Source organism: Streptomyces sp. NPDC003011, from assembly GCF_053591515.1.
The window spans coordinates 53,910-75,422 of record NZ_JBSFTY010000016.1; the positions used below are offsets into that span (position 1 = coordinate 53,910).

18 protein-coding genes are annotated in these 21,513 nt (G+C 68.8%); 8 read left to right on the forward strand and 10 right to left on the reverse strand.

What is annotated here, in order from left to right; genetic code table 11:
• Nucleotides 1-37: 37 nt before the first annotated feature.
• On the reverse strand, nucleotides 38-1,480 hold the full coding sequence (locus tag ACWD0J_RS11245) for a CCA tRNA nucleotidyltransferase (RefSeq protein ID WP_451495508.1): 1,443 nt from the start codon (nucleotides 1,478-1,480) through the stop codon (nucleotides 38-40).
• Between the two features lie 257 nt (nucleotides 1,481-1,737).
• On the opposite strand from ACWD0J_RS11245, the gene ACWD0J_RS11250 reads away from it, so the two are divergent.
• From ACWD0J_RS11250 to trxA, 7 genes are all read left to right on the forward strand, one after another.
• Nucleotides 1,738-4,098: a DUF6049 family protein gene (locus tag ACWD0J_RS11250; RefSeq protein WP_451495509.1), complete on the forward strand. Its 2,361-nt coding sequence runs from the start codon at nucleotides 1,738-1,740 to the stop codon at nucleotides 4,096-4,098.
• Between the two features lie 44 nt (nucleotides 4,099-4,142).
• Nucleotides 4,143-6,407: a murein biosynthesis integral membrane protein MurJ gene (murJ, locus tag ACWD0J_RS11255; RefSeq protein WP_451495510.1), complete on the forward strand. Its 2,265-nt coding sequence runs from the start codon at nucleotides 4,143-4,145 to the stop codon at nucleotides 6,405-6,407.
• Between the two features lie 119 nt (nucleotides 6,408-6,526).
• The gene (locus ACWD0J_RS11260; RefSeq protein WP_451495511.1) at nucleotides 6,527-8,248 is read left to right on the forward strand and encodes a serine/threonine protein kinase; all 1,722 of its coding nucleotides are present in this window, start codon (nucleotides 6,527-6,529) and stop codon (nucleotides 8,246-8,248) included.
• A 25-nt stretch (nucleotides 8,249-8,273) separates the two neighbouring features.
• Entirely contained in the window at nucleotides 8,274-8,999 is a 726-nt protein-coding gene (sigM, locus tag ACWD0J_RS11265) for an RNA polymerase sigma factor SigM (RefSeq protein WP_451495512.1), read from the forward strand.
• Complete coding sequence (locus ACWD0J_RS11270; protein ID WP_451495513.1) at nucleotides 8,996-9,994, forward strand: hypothetical protein; 999 nt, start codon at nucleotides 8,996-8,998, stop codon at nucleotides 9,992-9,994. Before sigM ends, ACWD0J_RS11270 begins: the two co-directional genes overlap by 4 nt.
• Before the next feature lie 168 nt (nucleotides 9,995-10,162).
• Entirely contained in the window at nucleotides 10,163-11,131 is a 969-nt protein-coding gene (trxB, locus tag ACWD0J_RS11275; RefSeq protein ID WP_451495514.1) for a thioredoxin-disulfide reductase, read from the forward strand.
• A gap of 44 nt (nucleotides 11,132-11,175) precedes the next feature.
• Entirely contained in the window at nucleotides 11,176-11,508 is a 333-nt protein-coding gene (trxA, locus tag ACWD0J_RS11280; RefSeq protein WP_003991504.1) for a thioredoxin, read from the forward strand.
• Nucleotides 11,509-11,563: 55 nt separating this feature from the next.
• On the opposite strand, the gene ACWD0J_RS11285 is transcribed toward trxA, so the two are convergent.
• The 9 genes from ACWD0J_RS11285 to rpmH form a co-directional block, all read right to left on the reverse strand.
• Nucleotides 11,564-12,181 (reverse strand): GNAT family N-acetyltransferase, encoded by a 618-nt coding sequence (locus ACWD0J_RS11285; protein WP_451495515.1) that lies wholly within the window; start codon nucleotides 12,179-12,181, stop codon nucleotides 11,564-11,566.
• 325 nt (nucleotides 12,182-12,506) lie between these two features.
• Nucleotides 12,507-13,607 (reverse strand): ParB/RepB/Spo0J family partition protein, encoded by a 1,101-nt coding sequence (locus ACWD0J_RS11290; protein WP_451495516.1) that lies wholly within the window; start codon nucleotides 13,605-13,607, stop codon nucleotides 12,507-12,509.
• A complete protein-coding gene (locus ACWD0J_RS11295; protein WP_451495555.1) occupies nucleotides 13,604-14,677 on the reverse strand; it encodes a ParA family protein in 1,074 nt (357 codons plus the stop codon). Before ACWD0J_RS11295 ends, ACWD0J_RS11290 begins: the two co-directional genes overlap by 4 nt.
• A 289-nt stretch (nucleotides 14,678-14,966) precedes the next feature.
• Nucleotides 14,967-15,686, reverse strand: a complete 720-nt coding sequence (gene rsmG / locus ACWD0J_RS11300; protein WP_451495517.1) for a 16S rRNA (guanine(527)-N(7))-methyltransferase RsmG — start codon at nucleotides 15,684-15,686, stop codon at nucleotides 14,967-14,969.
• A gap of 125 nt (nucleotides 15,687-15,811) precedes the next feature.
• On the reverse strand, nucleotides 15,812-16,324 hold the full coding sequence (locus ACWD0J_RS11305; RefSeq protein WP_451495518.1) for a Jag family protein: 513 nt from the start codon (nucleotides 16,322-16,324) through the stop codon (nucleotides 15,812-15,814).
• A 15-nt stretch (nucleotides 16,325-16,339) separates the two neighbouring features.
• A complete protein-coding gene (gene yidC, locus ACWD0J_RS11310; RefSeq protein WP_451495519.1) occupies nucleotides 16,340-17,632 on the reverse strand; it encodes a membrane protein insertase YidC in 1,293 nt (430 codons plus the stop codon).
• A 3-nt stretch (nucleotides 17,633-17,635) separates the two neighbouring features.
• A complete protein-coding gene (yidD, locus tag ACWD0J_RS11315; protein ID WP_451495520.1) occupies nucleotides 17,636-17,989 on the reverse strand; it encodes a membrane protein insertion efficiency factor YidD in 354 nt (117 codons plus the stop codon).
• Complete coding sequence (rnpA, locus tag ACWD0J_RS11320; RefSeq protein WP_451495521.1) at nucleotides 17,986-18,357, reverse strand: ribonuclease P protein component; 372 nt, start codon at nucleotides 18,355-18,357, stop codon at nucleotides 17,986-17,988. Before rnpA ends, yidD begins: the two co-directional genes overlap by 4 nt.
• Nucleotides 18,358-18,378: 21 nt before the next feature.
• Entirely contained in the window at nucleotides 18,379-18,516 is a 138-nt protein-coding gene (gene rpmH, locus ACWD0J_RS11325) for a 50S ribosomal protein L34 (protein ID WP_006381191.1), read from the reverse strand.
• A gap of 372 nt (nucleotides 18,517-18,888) precedes the next feature.
• Between rpmH and dnaA the strand changes: the two genes are divergently transcribed.
• Nucleotides 18,889-20,814: a chromosomal replication initiator protein DnaA gene (dnaA, locus tag ACWD0J_RS11330; RefSeq protein WP_451495522.1), complete on the forward strand. Its 1,926-nt coding sequence runs from the start codon at nucleotides 18,889-18,891 to the stop codon at nucleotides 20,812-20,814.
• Nucleotides 20,815-21,513 lie beyond the last annotated feature (699 nt).

Here is a 21,513-nt window from a genome sequence, read left to right on the forward strand (position 1 = left end):
TCATGTTTCACGTGAAACATGACCCCGTTGCACGGCCTCAGCTCTGCTCGGCCCACCACTGCTTGAGCGCGGCAACCGCTTCGTCGCGCTCCATCGGCCCGTTCTCCAGCCGAAGCTCCAGCATGTGCTTGTACGCCCGACCGATCGCGGGACCGGGACCGACGCTGAGGATCTCCATGATCTGGTTGCCGTCGAGGTCCGGGCGGATCGCTTCCAGCTCCTCCCGCTCCTGAAGCTGGGCGATCCGGTCCTCCAGGCCGTCGTACGCCCGGGAGAGCGCGGTCGCCTTGCGCTTGTTCCGCGTCGTGCAGTCCGAGCGGGTCAACTTGTGGAGGCGGTCGAGCAGAGGGCCCGCGTCCCGGACATAGCGGCGGACCGCGGAGTCGGTCCACTCCCCGGTGCCGTACCCGTGGAAGCGCAGGTGGAGTTCGACCAGGCGCGAGACGTCCTTCACCAGCTCGTTGGAGTACTTCAGCGCGGTCATGCGCTTCTTGGTCATCTTCGCCCCGACCACTTCGTGGTGATGGAACGAGACCCTGCCGTCCTGCTCGAAGCGGCGGGTACGCGGCTTGCCGATGTCATGCAGCAGCGCGGCCAGGCGGAGAGTGAGGTCGGGCCCGTTCTCCTCCAGCGCGATCGCCTGCTCCAGAACGATCAGCGAGTGCTCGTAGACGTCCTTGTGCCGGTGGTGCTCGTCGCTCTCCAGACGCAGCGCCGGGAGTTCGGGCAGCACGTACTCGGCGAGCCCGGTGTCCACCAGCAGCGTCAGGCCCTTGCGCGGGTGCGTGGACAGAACCAGCTTGTTCAGTTCGTCCCGGACCCGCTCGGCCGAGACGATCTCGATGCGCCCGGCCATCTCCGTCATGGCCGTGACGACCTCGGGGGCGACCTCGAAGTCCAGCTGAGCCGCGAAGCGCGCCGCCCGCATCATCCGCAGCGGGTCGTCCGAGAAGGACTCCTCGGGCGTGCTCGGGGTGCGCAGCACGCGCGCGGCGAGGTCGTCGAGCCCGCCGTGCGGGTCGATGAACTCCTTCTCCGGCAGCGCGACGGCCATCGCGTTCACGGTGAAGTCCCGCCTGACCAGGTCCTGCTCGATAGAGTCGCCGTACGACACCTCGGGCTTGCGCGAGGTCCGGTCGTAGGCCTCGGAGCGGTAGGTGGTGACCTCGACCTGGTAGCCGTCCTTCTGCGCCCCGACCGTACCGAAGGCGATTCCGACCTCCCACACGGCGTCCGCCCACGGCCGGACGATCTTCAGCACGTCCTCGGGGCGGGCGTCGGTCGTGAAGTCCAGATCGTTGCCGAGCCGTCCGAGCAACGCGTCCCGGACCGAGCCGCCGACCAGGGCAAGCGAGAACCCGGCCTCCTGGAAACGGCGGGCGAGATCGTCGGCGACCGGGGCGACCCGCAGCAGTTCACTCACCGCGCGGTGCTGCACCCGGCTCAGGGCACTGGAGGTGTCTTCGTTGGCGTTCGGCACAACAGAAAAGGGTACGTGGCCCGGACTGCCGCGAGCGCCTTCATTAAATGGGCACAAACCCTCCACCCGCCTCTGCACCCGGTCTGCCGACGGACCGTACGGAGGCAGCCCCCTGTATACGTGCACATACGGGACAGCCTGCCGTCGTCCTCCGATCTTGTGGCGCGGTCCGCGGCACTTCCCCTCAGCGCGCATCGTTACCATGCGTGGACGCACATTCCGACGACCACTGACGACGACGAGGGACGGGCGAGCGCGTGGCCGAGGCGGCAGACTTCCAGGGGACCAGTGCCTCACCTGCCCGCCGGTGGATGCGGCGCACCGGAGCCCTGCTCGCCGGCGCGCCCCTGCTGGCCGGACTGTTCCAGCTGCCCGCCGCCACGCCCGCCCAGGCCGCCGACCCGGGCACCGTGTCCGTGGCCGTCGACACCTTCACCCCCAGCGCCCCCACGGACGGCGACACGCTGACCGTGTCCGGCACGGTGACCAACAACGGCAAGCAGGCCGTCACCGACGCCCACGTCGGACTGCGGGTGGGGCCGGAGCTGACCACCCGCTCGGCCATCGACCGCGCGGCCAGGAACAGCGGCGACGTCCAGCGCGCCGCCGGGCCGGAGATCGGCGGCAAGTACGTCGAGAAGTTCTCCCAGCTCACTCCGGGCGTCGCCGAACCCTTCTCCATCTCCGTGCCGGTCGACGAACTGGACCTCGGTGACAGCGGTGTCTATCCCTTCGCCGTGTCCCTCTCCGGCGAGACGTCCGCTCAGCCCTGGGAGCAGGTGCTCGGCAGCCGGAGCACGTTGCTGCCGTGGCAGTCCGGTGAAGCCGACACGAAGACCAGGACGACGTACCTGTGGCCCCTCGTCTCCACCCCCCACCTGACGGCGGAGACGGGATCGAACGAGCAGCAGACGCCGGTCTTCCTCGACGACGGTCTCCTGAAAGAGCTCTCTCCGGGCGGCCGCCTGGATCAGATGCTGTCGCTGGGCAAGGACCTCGACGTCACCTGGGTGGTCGATCCGGACCTGCTGGCCTCCGTCGACGCGATGACACGCACCTACCGCGTCAGGACGGGCAGCACCACGCGGACGGTCCCCCCTCAGGCGGTCGCCAAGCAGTGGCTCGCCGAGTTGCAGGAGGCGGTGGCGGACAAGGAGGTCGTCGCCCTTCCCTTCGCCGATCCCGACCTCGCCTCCCTCGCGCACAACGGCACGAGCGTCACCGGCTCGCTCAGCCACCTCGACGAGGCCACCGATGTCGCCGCCACCACGGTGCGGACCGTGCTGCACGTGACGCCGAGCACCGACTTCGCCTGGCCGGTGGACGGCGCCGTGGACCCGTCGATCGTGAAGGTCGCCACCTCCGCCGGCGCCGACAAGCTGATCGCGCGCAGTGACAGCCTGCAGGAGACGGGCAGCCTGACGTACACGCCGTCCGCGGCCCGCCCCATCGGCGGCGGCACTACGGCGATCGTCGCGGACGCCCGGCTGTCGACGGCGTTCCAGGGCGATCTGACGAGGGCTTCCGCCTCCACGCTCGCGGTACAGCAGTTCCTCGCCCAGAGCCTCGCGCTCAATCTCCAGACGAGCCAGCAGCGCAGCATCGTCGTCGCCCCGCAGCGCATGCCGTCGGCACGCCAGGCCCAGGCGATGGCCGAGGCGCTGACGGCCCTGCAGAGCGGGAACTGGTCCGAGTCCCAGGACCTCACGGCGGCCGCCGCCGCCAAGCCGGATCCCGAGGCGACCACGACGGTGCCGGCGACGTCCAGGTACTCCTCCGCGCTGCGCAAGCAGGAACTGCCGCGGACCGCCTTCCAGGAGATCGCGGCCACGCAGGGCAAGCTCGACAACTTCAAGGTGATCCTCAGCGACCCGTCCCGGGTGGTGACCCCCTTCGGGCGGGCCATGAACCGCGAGATGTCCGCCTCCTGGCGCGGCCGCGCCACCGACGCGGCCAGCTTCCGCGGAGATGTGGAGGCGTATCTCGACGAACTGGCCGACCAGGTCAAGCTGATCGACAAGTCCGACACCAAGCTCTCCGGGCGCAGCGCCACGATCCCGGTGACCGTGCAGAACAACCTGGTGCAGGGCGTGGACCATCTGGTGCTGCGGCTCACCTCGCTGAGCCCGAAGCGCCTGGAGATCGGCGGCGAGTCCTACTCCGAGCAGTCGGTCGAGGTCTCCGGCGGCCACAGCCAGACCGTGAAGTTCACCACGACGGCCAAGGTCAACGGCCAGGCCACGGTGATCGCCCAGCTGTACACGGAGGACGGCCAGGCGTACGGCGAACCCGTCACCTTCGACGTGAAGGTCACCGAGTTCACGGCCACCGTGATGCTGGTCATCGGCGGCGGCTTCCTCCTGCTCGTCCTCGCCGGCTTCCGGATGTACACCCAGCGCAAGCGCGCGGCCGCCCGCGAGGCCGAGGAGGACGGTTCCGACGAGACGGGCGAAGCCGCCGATCTCTCGGGGATCTCCGAGGACACCGACGACCGTCTCCACGAGGAGTCCGGCATCCGCTCCCGGGCGGGCGACCCGGAGCAGCCGAGTGACCCGACACCGGACACCCCAGCGGAAAGCGCAGACCCGTCCGGCACGGGTGAGAGAGTGGACCGTTGAGGATGTCGTGGCCGGTGGGCCCGGGACGATGAGGTGGGGTAACCATGAACGCGCCGTACGACGGTGACCGCGGCCAGGCCGCGGGCGGCTCGGGCGACCCCGAGGGCCCGCCGCCCGAGCACGGCCAGGTGCCGCCGCAGCCCCCCGCCGACATGTACCTCCAGGACGCCTACGACCAGGACCCCTACCGGGCACAGGACCTCTACGCCCAGGACCCGGTCGCCGAGGCGCTGTACGACCGTGCCGCGCATCCCCCGCCGCCTCCGGGCACGTACCAGCCGCAGCAGCCGCTGTACGCCCAGCCGCCCCAGTCGCCGTACGCCCCCGATCCGCGCGTGTGGGCGCAGACCCCGGCGCCCGAGCCGGACGGTCCGACCCAGTACCTGCCGTACGGCGACAACCCTCGCACCACCCAGTTCGTGGGCGTCGACGACCTGGTGACCCAGGCCGGCGAGGAGCGCCACGAACCGGACGCGTTCGCGCATCTCTTCCGGGACCAGCAGCAGGGCAGCGGGCATCCGTCGTACGAGCCGCCGTCGGTGCCGGGCCCGGCAGCGGCCCCGAGGGAGCGAGTACCGTCGCCGCAGTACCAGGCTCCGGCTCCCCTGCCCGCGGACGACCAGACCATGAACCTCGCCGCCACGCCCGCCGCGGCTCCGGCGCCGTCCGTCAAGAAGGGCGGACGGGCCGCCGGCCTGCTGAAGTCGAGCGCCGTGATGGCGGCCGGCACGATGGTCTCCCGCCTCACCGGCTTCATCCGCTCCGCGCTGATCGTCTCGGCACTCGGTGTCGGCCTGCTCGGCGACACCTTCCAGGTCGCCTACCAGCTGCCGACGATGATCTACATCCTGACCGTCGGCGGCGGCCTCAACTCCGTCTTCGTGCCGCAGCTCGTGCGCGCCATGAAGGAGGACGAGGACGGTGGCGAGGCGTACGCCAACCGGCTGCTGACCCTGGTGATGGTGGCGCTCGGCACGCTGACCGTACTCGCGGTCCTCGGCGCGCCGGTCCTGATCCGCCTGCTGTCCGACTCGGTCGCCAGCGACCCGGCGGCCAACGAGGTCGGCATCACCTTCGTCCGCTACTTCCTGCCCTCGATCTTCTTCATGGGCATTCACGTGGTGATGGGTCAGATCCTCAACGCGCGCGGGAAGTTCGGCGCGATGATGTGGACGCCGGTCCTGAACAACATCGTCATCATCGTGACGCTCGGCATGTTCATGTGGGTGTACGGCACCGCGGCCGACTCGGGCATGAAGGTCACGACCATCCCGCCGGAGGGCCAGCGGCTCCTCGGCATCGGCGTCCTGCTCGGTCTCGTGGTGCAGGCGCTGGCGATGATCCCGTATCTGCGGGAGACCGGCTTCCGGATGCGGCTGCGCTTCGACTGGAAGGGCCACGGCCTCGGCAAGGCCGTCACACTCGCCAAGTGGACCGTCCTGTTCGTCCTCGCCAACCAGGCCGGCGCGATCGTCGTCTCGCAACTGTCCACCGCCGCGGGCACCGACTCGCCCGTCGACGGCACCGGCTTCGCCGCCTACGCCAACGCCCAGCTGATCTGGGGCCTGCCGCAGGCCATCATCACCGTCTCCCTGATGGCCGCCCTGCTGCCGCGCCTGTCCCGCTCCGCGGCCGAGGGTGACTCCGGTGCCGTCCGCGACGACATCTCCCAGGGCCTGCGCACCACGGCCGTCGCGATCGTGCCCATCGCCTTCGGTTTCGTGTCGCTCGGCATCCCGATGTGCACACTGATCTTCGGCTCCTCGGGCACCAGCGAGGCCACGAACATGGGGTACATGCTGATGGCCTTCGGCCTCGGCCTGATCCCGTACTCCGTGCAGTACGTCGTCCTGCGCGCCTTCTACGCCTACGAGGACACCCGTACTCCCTTCTACAACACGGTGATCGTGGCCGTGGTCAACGCGAGCGCCTCGGCCCTGTGCTACTTCGTCCTCCCGGCCCGCTGGGCCGTGGTGGGCATGTCGGCCTCGTACGGCCTCGCCTACGCGATCGGTGTCGGTGTCGCCTGGAACCGGCTGCGCAAGCGGCTGGGCGGTGACCTGGACGGCAACCGCGTCCTGCGGACGTATGCCAGGCTGTGCATCGCCGCGGTGCCGGCGGCCCTGCTCAGCGGCGCGGCCTGCTACGGCGTCGGCAACTCGCTCGGCCAGGGCGTCGTCGGATCCTTCGCCGCCCTGATCGCCGGCGGTGCGGTACTGCTCGGAATCTTCTTCGTCGCCGCCCGCCGCATGCGCATCGAGGAGCTGAACTCACTGGTCGGCATGGTGCGGGGGCGGCTCGGGCGCTGAGGCGGGGGTAAGCGCACAACCATCGTCTGCCACCGTGTGTCGTGCATAGCGGCGGACTGTGGGCACAATTGGTCTCGGCGTCGTACGGCGCGCAATGGATGGGGAGGCAGGGAACGACGGTGGCGGAACGGAGCACGGCTGCCGTCGACGTGGCAGACAACAGTGGTGATGAGCCGCTGACCGCCAAGGCGGACCAGTCCACGGCCGACGGGGTGGCCAAGAACCGGGAGCGGGACACGGAAGACGTCGAGGCACAGGGGAGCGGCGGGACCGACGGTCCCGGAAAGGCCTCACCGCCGGAGCTGCACAGCGGTCACAAGCTCGCCAGACGCTACCGTCTCGAGGAGTGCGTCACCCGCCTGGACGGGTTCAGCAGTTGGCGGGCCGTGGACGAGAAACTGCGGCGCGCCGTCGGCGTCCACCTCCTGCCCGCGGACCACGCGCGGGCTCGTTCCGTGCTGGCAGCAGCACGCTCCTCCGCGCTGCTCGGCGACCCCCGTTTCGTCCAGGTCCTCGACGCCGTCGAGGAGAACGACCTCGTCTACGTCGTCCACGAGTGGCTGCCGGACGCCACGGAACTGACCACGCTGCTGGCCCCCGGTCCGCTGGAGGCGCACGACGCCTACCAGATGGTCACTCAGATCGCCTCGGCCATGGCCGCCGCCCACCGTGAAGGCCTGGCACACCTGCGCCTGAACCCGAACGCCGTCCTGCGCACCTCGTCCGGCCAGTGGCGTATCCGCGGCCTCGCCGTGAACGCCGCGCTGCGCGGCGTCACCTCCGACACCCCGCAGCGCACGGACACGGAGGCGATCGGCGCCCTGCTGTACGCGGCGCTCACCCAGCGATGGCCGTACGAGAGCGACGCCTACGGCCTGTCCGGGCTGCCCAAGGACATCGGGCTCATCGCCCCCGACCAGGTGCGCGCGGGCGTGCACCGCGGTCTGTCCGAACTCTCCATGCGGGCCCTCGCCAACGACGGCGCCACCGCCTCCCGCCACGAAACCCCGTGCACCACGCCCGAGGAACTGGTGAAGGCGATCAGCGAGATGCCCCGCATCCGCCCGCCGGAGCCGTCCTTCACCGCACCGCCGGACTACCAGCGCACGACATACCAGCAGGGGACGTACGGCCGCGGGCCGGCGCACCCGGGTGCCGCGCAGCCCGTGACCACGCCGCCGCCTCCGCTGCAGAGCCGTACCGGCAAGGCGCTGAAGTGGGCGGTCTCGGCCCTCCTCATCGCCGCGCTGGGGCTGGGCAGCTGGCAGCTGGCGGACGCCCTGATGGACCAGGGCAACAAGGCGGACGACACCGGCAACACGCAGACGACCGACGAGGACGACAAGAACAGCACCGCCCCCAAGCCGGTCAAGACGCTCAGCATCCAGGGTGCCCAGGAGTACGTGGCCAAGGGCCAGGCCCAGCACCCGGCGGACGTCGGCAAGACGTACGACAGCGACAGCTCGACGTACTGGCGTACCGCCAGCTACAAGGACGGCCCGGACATGAACCCGGCCTTCAAGCCGGGTGTCGGCATCGTCTACGACCTCGGCTCGGAGCAGGAGGTCTCGACGGCTTCGATAGGGCTCCTGTTCGGTGGTGACCACACCACGGTCACGCTGTACGCGACGGAGTCCATGAGTTCGTCCGTCCCCCTGACGTCGATGACGAAACTGGGATCCGTGACGACGACGGGAACCACCGCCAAGGTGTCGGTCGCCAAGCCGGTGAAGAGCCGGTACGTGCTGGTGTGGTTCACCGCGCTGCCGTACGCGCCGGGCGACGCCTATAGCGACTCCGGCTACAAGCAGGCCATCACAGACCTCAAGTTCACAGGCTGAGCAGGTCGTCAGGGGAGGGGGTCCGATGGCAGAGGGCACCGCGTACGGCGACGTAAGCGATCAGGACCTCCTGGCCCGCCATGTGGAAGGTGACCCCGATGCCTTCGGTGAGCTCGTGCGCCGCCACCGCGACCGGCTCTGGGCCGTTGCCCTGAGGACACTGGGGGACCGCGAGGAGGCTGCCGACGCCGTCCAGGACGCCCTCGTCTCGGCGTACCGGGCCGCCCACACCTTCCGCGGCCAGTCGGCCGTCACGACCTGGCTGCACCGGATCACGGTGAACGCCTGCCTCGACCGAGCCCGCAAGGCGGCCTCCCGCAAGACGTCTCCGGTCGACGACACCGAGCGCCTGGAGCAGTTGCTGGAGCCGCACGAGTCGGCCTCGGCGCCCGCGGAGCGCAATGATCTCCACCGGCAGCTCCTGGAGGCGCTCGGCACGCTCCCGCCCGACCAGCGAGCCGCGCTCGTCCTGGTGGACATGCAGGGCTATCCGGTCGCGGAAGCCGCCCGGATCCTCGACGTCCCCACTGGGACGGTGAAGAGCCGCTGTTCTCGCGGCCGAGCCAGACTCCTGCCTCTCCTCACCCATCTGCAGCCGGAAAGAGCCGAGGACGGAAGAGAGGCGGGCGCCGGGCGGAACCGGACGCAGGGGACATCCGTCCCACCCGCAGCGGGACCGCGTGAGGCGGGTCTCCCGGAACCAGGGCCAAGCGATTCAGCTGCCGTGAAGGGCGGAGGTGGGCGAGCGTGACATCGACGACAGACACGTCCGGGCACCCGGACGTCGCGGAGATCTCCGACCTCACCGAAGGCCTGCTCCCACCGTCCCGGATCACGGACGTGCGGCGGCATCTGGCCGAGTGCGCGCTCTGTGCGGACGTCTACACATCGCTGGAGGAGATCCGCGGACTGCTCGGCACGCTGCCGGGCCCTGTGAGCATGCCCGCCGATGTCGCCGGCCGGATCGATGCCGCCCTCGCCGCGGAGGCCCTGCTGAACGCCACGACACCGGATACCGGCAACGCGCAGCCGCCGACCGGTCCGATGCTTCAGTCCGCGTCCGCCACGGACTCGGACGCCCGGGACTCGGACCCTCGTGACTCGGACCCTCGTGACTCGGACGCCGCGGACTCGGACGACGCTGCGCGTGTTTCACGTGAAACATCGACACCGGCGGACCGCCCCTCGGGGCACCCCCGTACCGGGACCACGGGCCCCGGCCGCAAGGAGCGCAGGAAGAGCGACAGGCGCAGGGTCGCCGTCCTGGGTGCTGTGTTCACGGTTGCCGCTCTGGGGTTCGGCTCCGTGCTGCTGTCCTCCATGAACGACGGCAAGCCGTCCGGCCCGGAGGCAAGCGGGCAGCAGTCCACCCCCGCGGACACGTTCTCGGCGGAGCAGCTGGAGAAGCAGGTCACCGACCTCCTGGCCACGAGCCGGAGCGCGGGAAGCGGGTCCCGCCCCCGGAGCAGCCTGGGCGCGGAGTCCTTCCCCGGCAGCGACGAGCCCAAGATCCTTCAGGACACCACCCCGGTGCCCGCCTGCGTCCATAAGGGCATCGGCCGCAGCGGCTCGGCGCTCGCGACCGAGCCGGGCATCTACCAGGGGACGGACGCACTGCTCGTCGTGCTGCCCGACGCGTCCGACGCCACCCGCGTCACGGCCTACATCATGGACTCGACGTGTGTGGCCGACCCGTCCGTCGGCACGGCCGAGGTTCTGCTGAAGCAGACCTACACGCGGTCCTGAGCGCACACGCTTCGTCTTCGTCCTGCGTGGTATCTCCTGCGGTGGCGCGTCTCCGTGTGCCCGGACACAGCGGGAATGCGGGACCCTTAGGATCCGTTGGGTGGGGTGAGAGTTCCGAGAGGAGCTCCCCCGGTCGTACGACGCAGTCCAGAGACGAGGAATCAAGCCGTGACCGACGTCCGTAACGTGATCATCATCGGCTCAGGGCCCGCCGGCTACACGGCGGCGCTGTACACCGCGCGCGCGTCGCTGAAGCCGCTGGTGTTCGAGGGCGCCGTCACCGCGGGTGGTGCGCTCATGAACACCACCGAGGTGGAGAACTTCCCGGGCTTCCAGGACGGCATCATGGGCCCCGAGCTCATGGACAACATGCGCGCCCAGGCCGAACGCTTCGGTGCCGAACTCATTCCGGACGACATCGTCAACGTCGACCTGACCGGGGAGATCAAGACCGTCACCGACACCGCGGGCACGGTCCACAAGGCGAAGGCCGTCATCATCACCACCGGCTCGCAGCACCGCAAGCTCGGCCTGCCGAACGAGGACGCTCTCTCCGGCCGCGGTGTCTCCTGGTGTGCCACCTGTGACGGCTTCTTCTTCAAGGACCAGGACATCGCCGTGATCGGCGGCGGCGACACCGCGATGGAGGAAGCCACCTTCCTCTCCCGCTTCGCCAAGTCGGTGACGATCGTCCACCGCCGCGACACCCTGCGCGCCTCCAAGGCGATGCAGGACCGCGCGTTCGCCGACCCGAAGATCAAGTTCGTGTGGGACAGCGAGGTCGCCGAGATCCAGGGTGACCAGAAGCTCGCCGGCCTGAAGTTGCGCAACCTCAAGACCGGCGAGTTCTCGGACCTCCCGGTGACCGGCCTGTTCATCGCGATCGGCCACGACCCGCGCACCGAACTCTTCAAGGGCCAGCTGGAGCTGGACGAGGAGGGCTACCTGAAGGTGGAGGCGCCCTCCACACGGACGAACCTGTCCGGTGTCTTCGGCGCCGGTGACGTGGTGGACCACACCTACCGGCAGGCCATCACCGCTGCCGGCACCGGTTGCTCCGCCGCCCTCGACGCCGAGCGCTTCCTCTCCGCCCTCGCGGACGAGGAGAAGGCGGAGCCCGAGAAGACCGCTGTCTGACCCTCACTCACCACCCCACGCACCCACCAGTTAAGGAGCCCGCCGTGGCCGGCACCCTGAAGAATGTGACCGACGATTCCTTCGAGCAGGACGTCCTCAAGAGCGACAAGCCCGTCCTGGTGGACTTCTGGGCCGCTTGGTGCGGCCCGTGCCGCCAGATCGCGCCGTCCCTCGAGGCGATTGCCGCCGAGTACGGCGACAAGATCGAGGTCGTCAAGCTGAACATCGACGAGAACCCGGGTACGGCCGCCAAGTACGGCGTCATGTCCATCCCGACGCTGAACGTCTACCAGGGTGGCGAGGTCGCCAAGACCATCGTCGGCGCGAAGCCGAAGGCCGCGATCGTCCGCGACCTTGAGGACTTCATCGCCGAGTGACGTTTCACGTGAAACATGAGGGGGTCGATCCTCAAGGGTCGGCCCCTTCTTCGTATCAGAGGGGCCGCAGCGCCGGCTCCTTCTGCACGGCTCCCAGCAGCCGGTCGAGCGCCATCTCCACGTCTTCCTTCCAGGAGAGCGTCGTCCGCAACTCCAGGCGCAGACGCGGGTACGTCGGATGGGGCCGGACCGTCTTGAAGCCCACCGCCAGCAGATGGTCGGCGGGCAGCAGACAGGCGGGTTCCTCCCAGCGTGCGTCTCCGAAGGCCTCGATGGCCTTGAAGCCCCGCCGCAGCAGATCCTTCGCGACCGTCTGGACCATCACACGACCCAGCCCCTGGCCCTGATAACCCGGCATGATGAACGCGGTCATCAGCTGTACCGCGTCGGGCGAGACCGGGCTCGTGGGAAAGGCCGTCGAGCGGGGGACATAGGCCGGAGGGGCGTAGAGCACAAAGCCCACCGGTACGTCGTCGACGTACACCACTCTGCCGCAGGACCCCCAGTCCAGCAGGACGGCGGAGATCCAGGCCTCTTTCTCCAGAGCGGGCGTTCCGGCCTTTACCGCGGCCTCGCCACTGACTGGGTCGAGTTCCCAGAAGACACACGTGCGACAGCGCTGGGGAAGGTCCTGAAGGTTGTCCAGCGTGAGCGGTACGAGCCGACGCCCCATGAAGGCTGATCCTCGCTTCCTTCGCCCGCCGCGTCGCGGGCGGCTGTCAGAGCGCTCCGTTCCCTGAGCAGACCGCCGACGAAACCGCCGACCGCGCCCAGTCCCAGGCCTGCGCTCACCAGTCCGGTCCGGCTCACCGTTCGCATGGCCCCTGCCTCTCCCCTCAGAGGTGCTGCCGGGCGGATGCGCCATACCCGAACGCATCGTATCCACGATGCGATTCCACCGATACCGAACGCAAGCAAAGGGCGGGCCGTGTCCGGTATACATCGGACACGGCCCGCCCTGTCGGCCTCTCCAACATGCCCCTCCGAGGGACGGCGGATCAGTCCTCGGTCTCTTCGGAGGCGCCTTCCAGAAGGCTCTTCTGGAGGGCCAGCTTCTCGCCCGGAGCGAGCGTGCTGAGGATCCGCTCAAGGTCCTCCGGGGAGGCGAACTCCACGGTGATCTTGCCCTTCTTCTGACCCAGCTCGACCTTCACGCGCGTCTCGAAGCGGTCCGAGAGGCGGGTCGCGAGGTCACTCAGCGCGGGCGCGACCCGGGCGCCGGCCCGTGGCCCCTTGGAGCGCTGCGCCTTCTGGGGACGCGAGCCCATGAGGGTCACGATCTCCTCGACGGCCCGCACCGAAAGTCCCTCTGCCACGATCCGATGGGCCAGCCGGTCCTGCTCCTCCGAGTCCTCGACGGAGAGCAGTGCCCGGGCGTGTCCCGCCGAGAGCACTCCGGCGGCCACCCGCTTCTGAACGGTGGACGAGAGCTTCAGCAGACGCAGAGTGTTGGAGACCTGCGGGCGGGAACGACCGATACGGTCCGCCAGCTGGTCGTGCGTGCAGTTGAAGTCCTTCAGCAGCTGGTCGTAGGCAGCTGCTTCTTCCAGAGGGTTCAGCTGGGCCCGGTGGAGGTTCTCCAGCAGGGCGTCCAGGAGGAGCTTGTCGTCGTCCGTGGCCCGGACGATCGCCGGGATCGCCTCCAGCCCCGCCTCACGGCAGGCCCGCCAGCGCCGCTCGCCCATGATGAGCTCGTAGCGCCCAGGACCGAGCTGCCGGACGACGACGGGCTGGAGGAGACCGACCTCCTTGATGGAGGTGACAAGCTCCTGGAGCGCGTCCTCGTCGAAGACCTCACGGGGCTGCCGCGGGTTCGGCTTGATGGAGTCGAGGGGGAGCTCCGCGAAGTGGGCGCCCACGGGAGACGCGGGCATCTCCGTCGCGCCGTCCGCCGACGGCTCCTCGGTTTCACGTGAAACAGGCGGAAGCGTGGCCACCTTCGCCGCGGCCACTCCGCGGTCGCTGGTCAGTACCGGCACCGCCGCCGGGGACGTGGAAGCAACGCCCCCCACCGTGGCCGTAGCCACCTGCTTCTCCGTCGGGGCAGCAGGGATCAGTGCGCCGAGACCACGCCCCAAACCCCTCCGTCGCTCGCTCACTGGATCCCCTCCACCATGTTCGGGTCGCTCTGTGCGCCGATGTGCGCGTGTGTCGCGTCGTAGGAGACGCCGACACCCTTCAGCGCGATTTCTCGTGCCGCCTCAAGATAGGACAGCGCACCGCTCGATCCTGGATCATAGGTCAGTACGGTCTGTCCGTAGCTCGGCGCCTCGGAGATGCGGACCGAGCGGGGAATGCTCGTCCGCAGCACCTCGTCGCCGAAGTGGCTGCGCACCTCGTCCGCGACCTGGGACGCCAGGCGCGTCCGGCCGTCGTACATGGTGAGCAGGATGGTCGACACATGCAGGGTGGGGTTGAGGTGGCCCCGGACCAGGTCGACGTTGCGCAGCAGCTGTCCCAGTCCCTCCAGCGCGTAGTACTCGCACTGGATCGGGATCAGGACCTCTTCGCCCGCCACCAGGGCGTTGACGGTCAGCAGACCGAGCGAGGGCGGGCAGTCGATGAGGATGTAGTCCAACGGCTGCTCGTACGCCTGGATCGCTCGCTGGAGCCGGCTCTCGCGAGCCACCAGGGACACCAGCTCGATCTCCGCACCGGCGAGGTCGATGGTGGCGGGGGCGCAGAAGAGACCCTCGACATCAGAGACCGGCTGGACGACGTCGGAGAGCGGCCTGCTGTCGACCAGTACGTCGTAGATGGAAGGGACTTCGGCGTGATGGTCGATCCCCAGTGCGGTGGACGCGTTGCCCTGCGGGTCGAGGTCGACCACCAGCACACGGGCGCCATGCAGGGCCAGCGAAGCGGCAAGGTTGACGGTTGTCGTCGTCTTGCCCACTCCGCCCTTCTGGTTGGCGACCACCATGATCCTGGTCTGCTCAGGACGCGGCAGACCCTCGCCGGCACGGCCCAGAGCCTCTACCGCCAGTTGGGCGGCACGACCGATCGGAGTGTCGTCCATCGGGGGCGGTGTTTCACGTGAAACATCCTCCCCCATCGACTCGGTACGGGGACCGGGGACCGGATCGGTCATCGGTCCCGCGATGTTGGCGTCGGACCGCAAGGATTCACTCTCCTCGACTTCAGGCTCGCAATGAACAGAGCCTCCCATGCCTTCGGGGTCGTGAACCAGTGAGGCCTGTTGTTCTGTGGAGAAATCCACCTCTGTGGACAACTCCGCACCCTCTCCGAGTGAACCGAGAGGTTTCCGGTCGCGGGGTTCGGCCGCGGCGCGGCCCCGGCCAATGATGCCGTGCAGCAGTGAGCGACGTTTCACGTGAAACACGATGCACAGCAGAACGAGCCGAACTGTCGCGACACTCCGGCATGCGTAGGTTTGGCAGCTTGTGTGGAGTACGTCTCGTCGTCAGGACGGATCACCGACCCACCACCTCGGCAGGTCATCCGCGACGTCGGCGCGCCCTGCCCGTCCGCGCGGCCTTGGCTCGCTTCGCCGCGAAACGCACACCACCCGGACTCTCGCCGACCTCCACCCGCACGACCGTGGACAGCGGATCCACCACGCCCTCGCCGACATGCAGGATGGACGTCTCCACGGCCCCCAGCTTGCTCAGCGCGGTCGCCGCGCTCTTGAGCTCCTCCTCGGCGGTGTCGCCCTTCAGTGCGAGCATCTCCCCGTACGGGCGCAGCAGCGGGATGCCCCACGCGGCCAGGCGGTCCAGCGGGGCCACCGCCCGTGCCGTCACCACGTGGACGGGTGTGAGCTTGCCCATGACCTCCTCGGCACGGCCGCGGACGACCGTCACATGATCCAGTCCGAGCAGCTCCACGACCTCGGTGAGGAACGTGGTGCGCCGCAGCAAGGGCTCCAGCAGCGTGATCTTCAGATCCTCCCGGACGAGCGCCAGGGGGATGCCGGGCAGACCGGCGCCGGAGCCGACGTCGCACACCGTGACACCCTCGGGCACGACCTCCGAGAGCACCGCGCAGTTCAACAGGTGCCGCTCCCACAACCGGGGCACTTCACGCGGTCCGATCAGACCGCGCTGCACACCCGCCTCGGCAAGCAGCTCCGCGTAGCGGACCGCGTCCGCGAAGCGATCACCGAACACCTCGCGCGCCTGCTCGGGCACGGGGGGAAGCTCCGCAGCCTCCGTCACGGGGGACCGTCCTTCCGTATGGCGTCGGCGCACCGGCGACGACGCCAGAACCACCAGAACTATCAGGCTGACAAAGTTCGGCCCCGCCTGCGCAACAGACGGGGCCGGAGGGTCGTACGGACCGATCAGGCGGGAAGCACAACGACGAAGCGCTGCGGCTCCTCGCCCTCGGACTCGCTGCGCAGGCCGGCGGCCTTGACCGCGTCGTGCACGACCTTGCGCTCGAAGGGTGTCATCGGCTGCAGCTGTACGGGCTCGCCCGAGCTCCTGGCCTCAGCCGCGGCCTTGGCACCCAGCTCGGAGAGCTCTTCGCGCTTCCTGGCGCGGTAGCCCCCGATGTCCAGCATCAGACGGCTGCGGTCCCCGGTCTCCCGGTTGACGGCCAGACGCGTGAGCTCCTGCAAGGCTTCCAGCACCTCGCCGTCGCGCCCCACCAGCTTCTGCAGGTCACGGCTGCCCGAGTCGCTGACGATGGAGACAGCGGCTCGATCGGCCTCGACGTCCATGTCGATGTCGCCGTCGAGATCGGCGATGTCCAGCAGACCCTCGAGGTAGTCCGCCGCGATCTCGCCCTCCTGCTCCAGGCGGGTCAGAGTGTCTGCACCCTCGGCAGCGGAGGAGATGGTGCCTTCCGTCACGGGATGGACTCCTTCTTACTTCTTGGACGGGGACTTGGGCCGCTGCGGACCCTTGCGCTGTCCGGACTGGGCCTTGCTGCGGGAACTCCCGCCGGGCTTCTGGCCGGCTTTCTTCGCGGCGGGCGTGGCGTCCTCGGGCTGGTCGTCGGACTTGCTGAGCGACGTCTTCTCACCGGCCGCCTTCTGGCCGGTCGCCTCGTCCGCGGCCTTCTGGACGGCGGACTGACGCTGGGACTTGGACTGCCGCTTGGGCTGCTGGCGCTTGGGAGCGGCGGCGCTCGTCGTCGTACCGTCCTCGGCCTGGGCGACGGCCACGGTCTCGCCCTTCACCACGGTGCCGTCCGCCTGGGCCGCGAGACCCGCCTTGTTCAGGCCGTTGATGAACTTGCGCTCGAACTCGTTGCGGTCGCGGCCCTTGGCCACGATGGCCTTGACGATGGCCTTCTCACCACGGCCGCGCGTCTTGCCGTGGTGCGTGACGTGCTTGTACAGACGGTCCAGGTACGCGGCCTGGGCCTTGGACCCCGGGGTCGGGTTGTTGCGGATGACGTACATCTGCTGGCCCATGGTCCACAGGTTGGTGGTCAGCCAGTAGACGAGGACACCGACCGGGAAGTTGATGCCGAAGACGGCGAACATGATCGGGAAGACGTACATCAGCATCTTCTGCTGCTGCATGAACGGCGTCTTCACCGTGGTGTCGACGTTCTTCGTCATCAGCTGGCGCTGCGTGTAGAACTGCGACGCCGACATCAGGACGATCATCACCGCGGTCACGACGCGGACGGTGGTCAGCGAGGCGTCGAGCGCGGCGACGTCGGAGGAGCTGTCGGTGAACTTCGCGGCCAGCGGGGCACCGACGATGTGCGCCTTCTGCGCGCTCTGCAGCAGGCTGTCGTTGATGACACCGATGGTGTCGTTGTTCGCGATGCTGTTGAGCACGTGGTACAGGGCGAAGAAGAACGGCGACTGCGCCAGGATGGGAAGGCACGAGGAGAGCGGGTTGGTGCCCGTCTCCTTGTACAGCTTCATCATCTCTTCGGATTGACGCTGTTTGTCGTTCTTGTAGCGCTCCTGGATCTTCTTCATCTCGGGCTGCAGTGTCTGCATGGCCCGGGTCGCCTTGATCTGCTTCACGAAGAGCGGGATCAGGCAGATGCGGATCAGGATCACCAGAGACACGATGGACAGGCCCCAGGCCCACCCGGTGTCAGCGCCGAAGAGGGCGCCGTACACGGTGTGGAACTGGACGATGACCCAGGAGACAGGTGTCGTGATGAAGCTGAAGAAGCTGGCAATCGTGTCCACTAATCATGCTCCTTGGGCATGGGACGGGGTCTCTGCGGCCGGGCTCGAAGGAGCCTGCCCCTCGGTGGCCGGTTCGGCGGAAGACGGCCCGCCCTTGCGTGCGCTCCAGGTGTGACGCAGCATTTCGTGCCACCGCGGACGCTTGCGCGGCGGGACATGGTCCACACCGCCCGGCGACCACGGATTGCACCGCAGGATGCGCCAGGCCGTGAGTGCCGTGCCCTTGACCGCACCATGCCGGTCGATGGCCTGGTAGCCGTAGCGGGAGCACGACGGGTAGTACTTGCACACCGGCCCGAGCAGCGGGCTGATGGTCCACTGGTACAGCTTGATCAGCGCCAGCAGCGGGTACTTCATCGTGCGCCCCCTCCCAGCAGCCGCTCGAGGGCGGCGTCCAGGTCTCGGGCCAGTTGTGCATGGTCGGCGTCACCCGCACCGGGCAGCGCTCGTACGACTACCAGGCTACCGGGGGGCAGCAGGGCGACTCGATCGCGCATCAGATGGCGGAGCCTGCGCTTCACCTTGTTGCGCACGACCGCACCGCCCACGGCTTTGCTGACAACGAAACCCGCACGCGTCGGGGGAGCGCTCTCCCCAGGCGCGTGCGGGTCCGTTGCACCGCTACGGAAGTGGACGACGAGAAACGGGCGTCCAGCCCGCCGGCCCCGTCGTACCGCGGTCGCGAAGTCCTCGCGCCGCCTCAGCCGGTTTTCGGTGGGCAGCACGACGTCATGACCTGATCGGGATCAGGCGGACAGGCTGGCGCGACCCTTGCCACGACGGTTCGCGAGAATCGCGCGACCGGCACGGGTACGCATCCGCAGGCGGAAGCCGTGGGTCTTGGCGCGACGACGGTTGTTCGGCTGGAAGGTGCGCTTGCTCACTCGGGGGCTCCAGAAAGAAATCGGGGTCTGCGGGTGCCGTCCTGGCTGTCACCGTGCGCCCACGAGTAGCTCGCGTCACGCCCGAGTGCACCGCTGACCGATCACCCAAATGATCTGTGCCCATCGGAGGCAGGCGGCAGCAGCCATCGACAACTCGACCTGGTTACGGTACGCGCGGCTACGCCATCCGGTCAAACCAGCGGTCACCGGGAGACACTGTCCACAGGCTGGGGACAACAACTTGAACCTCAGCCGCCGCCCTGACTACCGTGGCTGAACTCCGATTCGTTCCCTTGTACCTGCCCCACCCCATTTGAATCCCGACCGGTCCCGAACCACACGTTCGTGGGACCCCGTGAGAGAGCGTGCCCTGTGGCTGACGTGCCTGCCGATCTTGCCGCAGTGTGGCCACGAGTACTGGAGCAGCTTCTCGGTGAGGGGCGCGGGCAGGGGGTCGAGACCAAGGACGAGCACTGGATCCGCCGCTGCCAGCCCCTCGCGCTGGTCGCGGACACCGCACTGCTCGCCGTACCGAACGAATTTGCGAAGGGTGTGCTCGAAGGCCGTCTCGCGCCGGTCGTCAGCGAGACACTGACGCGCGAGTGCGGCCGGCCGATCCGCATCGCGATCACCGTGGACGACTCGGCGGGCGAGCCCCAGGGCCCGCCGATGGCCCCCTCTCGGCCCCAGCAGCAGCGCTACGAGGAGCCCGAGCCCTCTCCCGGCCAGTACGAGGGGTACGGCCGCCACCGCGCCGACGACCACCGGCAGGGCCGCGGCGAGCAGCACCCCGGCTCCCAGGGCGACCACGGGCCCCGCCCGGACCAGCTCCCGACCGCCCGCCCCGCGTACCCCTCCGAGTACCAGCGCCCCGAACCCGGCGCCTGGCCCCGTCCGCCGCAGGACGAGTACAGCTGGCAGCAGCAGCGGCTCGGCTTCCCGGAGCGCGACCCGTACGCGTCGCCGTCCCAGGACTCGTACGGTTCCCCGTCCCAGGATTCCTACGGGTCGCGCTCGCAGGACTCCTACTCCCAGGACTACCGTCCGCAGCCGATGGAGCGCTCCGCCTACGACGGACAGCGTCCCGACTACGACCAGCCGCGTGGCGACTACGACCAGCGCGACGGCCGCCGGGACCGGCCCGAGATGCCGTCCGGGTCCGGTCGCGTCCACCGCGGCGGTCCGGTCGGATCCCAGCTGCCCGCCAACGGCGCCCCCGGGCCGCTCGCCGCGCAGCCCGCGCCGGCGAGCGGTCCCGGTGAGCCGACCGCGCGCCTGAACCCGAAGTACCTCTTCGACACGTTCGTCATCGGCGCCTCCAACCGGTTCGCGCACGCGGCCGCGGTGGCCGTCGCCGAGGCGCCCGCGAAGGCGTACAACCCTCTCTTCATCTACGGGGAGTCGGGTCTTGGCAAAACGCATCTTCTGCACGCGATCGGGCACTACGCGCGCAGCCTCTACCCGGGCACGCGGGTCCGCTATGTGAGCTCGGAGGAGTTCACCAACGAGTTCATCAACTCCATCCGCGACGGCAAGGGCGACAGCTTCCGCAAGCGCTACCGCGAGATGGACATCCTGCTCGTCGACGACATCCAGTTCCTCGCGGACAAGGAGTCGACGCAGGAGGAGTTCTTCCACACCTTCAACACGCTCCACAACGCGAACAAGCAGATCGTGCTCAGCAGCGACCGGCCGCCCAAGCAGCTGGTGACCCTGGAGGACCGGCTGCGGAACCGTTTCGAGTGGGGCCTGATCACCGACGTCCAGCCGCCCGAGCTGGAGACGCGGATCGCGATCCTGCGCAAGAAGGCGGTCCAGGAGCAGCTCAACGCTCCGCCGGAGGTGCTGGAGTTCATCGCCTCCCGGATCTCGCGCAACATCCGTGAGCTGGAGGGCGCGCTGATCCGGGTGACGGCGTTCGCGTCGCTCAACCGGCAGCCGGTGGACCTGGGCCTGACGGAGATCGTCCTCAAGGACCTCATCCCCGGCGGCGAGGACTCGGCCCCGGAGATCACCTCGACGGCCATCATGAGCGCGACCGCCGACTACTTCGGGCTCACGGTCGAGGACCTGTGCGGCACCTCACGCGGGCGGGCGCTCGTCACGGCACGCCAGATCGCCATGTACCTGTGCCGCGAGCTGACCGACCTCTCCCTGCCGAAGATCGGCGCGCTGTTCGGCGGCCGCGACCACACCACCGTCATGCACGCGGACCGCAAGATCCGCAATCTGATGGCCGAGCGGCGCTCCATCTACAACCAGGTGACCGAGCTGACGAACCGCATCAAGAACGGCTGACGGCGGCCCAGACGCGTCGCCGAGGGCGTTCCCGGACCGGATCCGGGGGCGCCCTTCTTCACGCCCCGGCCGCCGGCTGTTCGATTACCTGCCGGGTTACGGCCTCCCTCCACAGATTCGGTGACTTTTTCCCGTCCACATCCTGGGGACCGGGGAGTTGTCCAGATCGTGTCCACAGCCGCCTCCGGTGAAAGACCATCAGACCAGGTCAGGTGCCTGTGGATTAGTGGACGAAGGATCTCCACAGCCTGTAGACAGAGCGGTGATCCACAGCCTGTGCACCGAGTTGTCCACCGGCGGCCCACAGGCTGAGGACGGTTGTCCCCAGCAATCTCCGGCTTCTCCACATGGCTGTCCACTGTTCGGCAACGTGACGCGCCTGATCACCGGGTCGAGTGAAAGGCGTCACACGAAGGTGCCGGGTTGGCCTGTGGGAAAGGTGGGTAAAGCTGGGGACGGCGCTGGGGAGAACTCCCCTCAAGCTGTGCATGGAGTGTGCAGAACTTTTTGTTCTCCACAGACAGGCCCGGTTGTCCACCGCCGCCGCCCACAGGCCCCGTGGATAAAATTTCCGGTCTGACCTGCGCAAACGAGGTTATCCACGGTATCCACAGGCCCTACTACTACTCCCAACTAGAGAGAGCTGGGAGTCCGTTTCGAAGTGGGTCCTGTGCACAACTCGCCGCTCGGCTCCCGACT

Excerpts from the sequence above, each read along its gene's own strand:
- murJ (WP_451495510.1), top strand. The coding sequence starts at position 4,143 with ATGAACGCGCCGTACGACGGTGACCGCGGCCAGGCCGCGGGCGGCTCG.
- sigM (WP_451495512.1), top strand. The coding sequence starts at position 8,274 with ATGGCAGAGGGCACCGCGTACGGCGACGTAAGCGATCAGGACCTCCTG.
- ACWD0J_RS11285 (WP_451495515.1), bottom strand. The coding sequence starts at position 12,181 with ATGGGGCGTCGGCTCGTACCGCTCACGCTGGACAACCTTCAGGACCTT.
- ACWD0J_RS11295 (WP_451495555.1), bottom strand. The coding sequence starts at position 14,677 with ATGGGAGGCTCTGTTCATTGCGAGCCTGAAGTCGAGGAGAGTGAATCC.
- yidD (WP_451495520.1), bottom strand. The coding sequence starts at position 17,989 with ATGAAGTACCCGCTGCTGGCGCTGATCAAGCTGTACCAGTGGACCATC.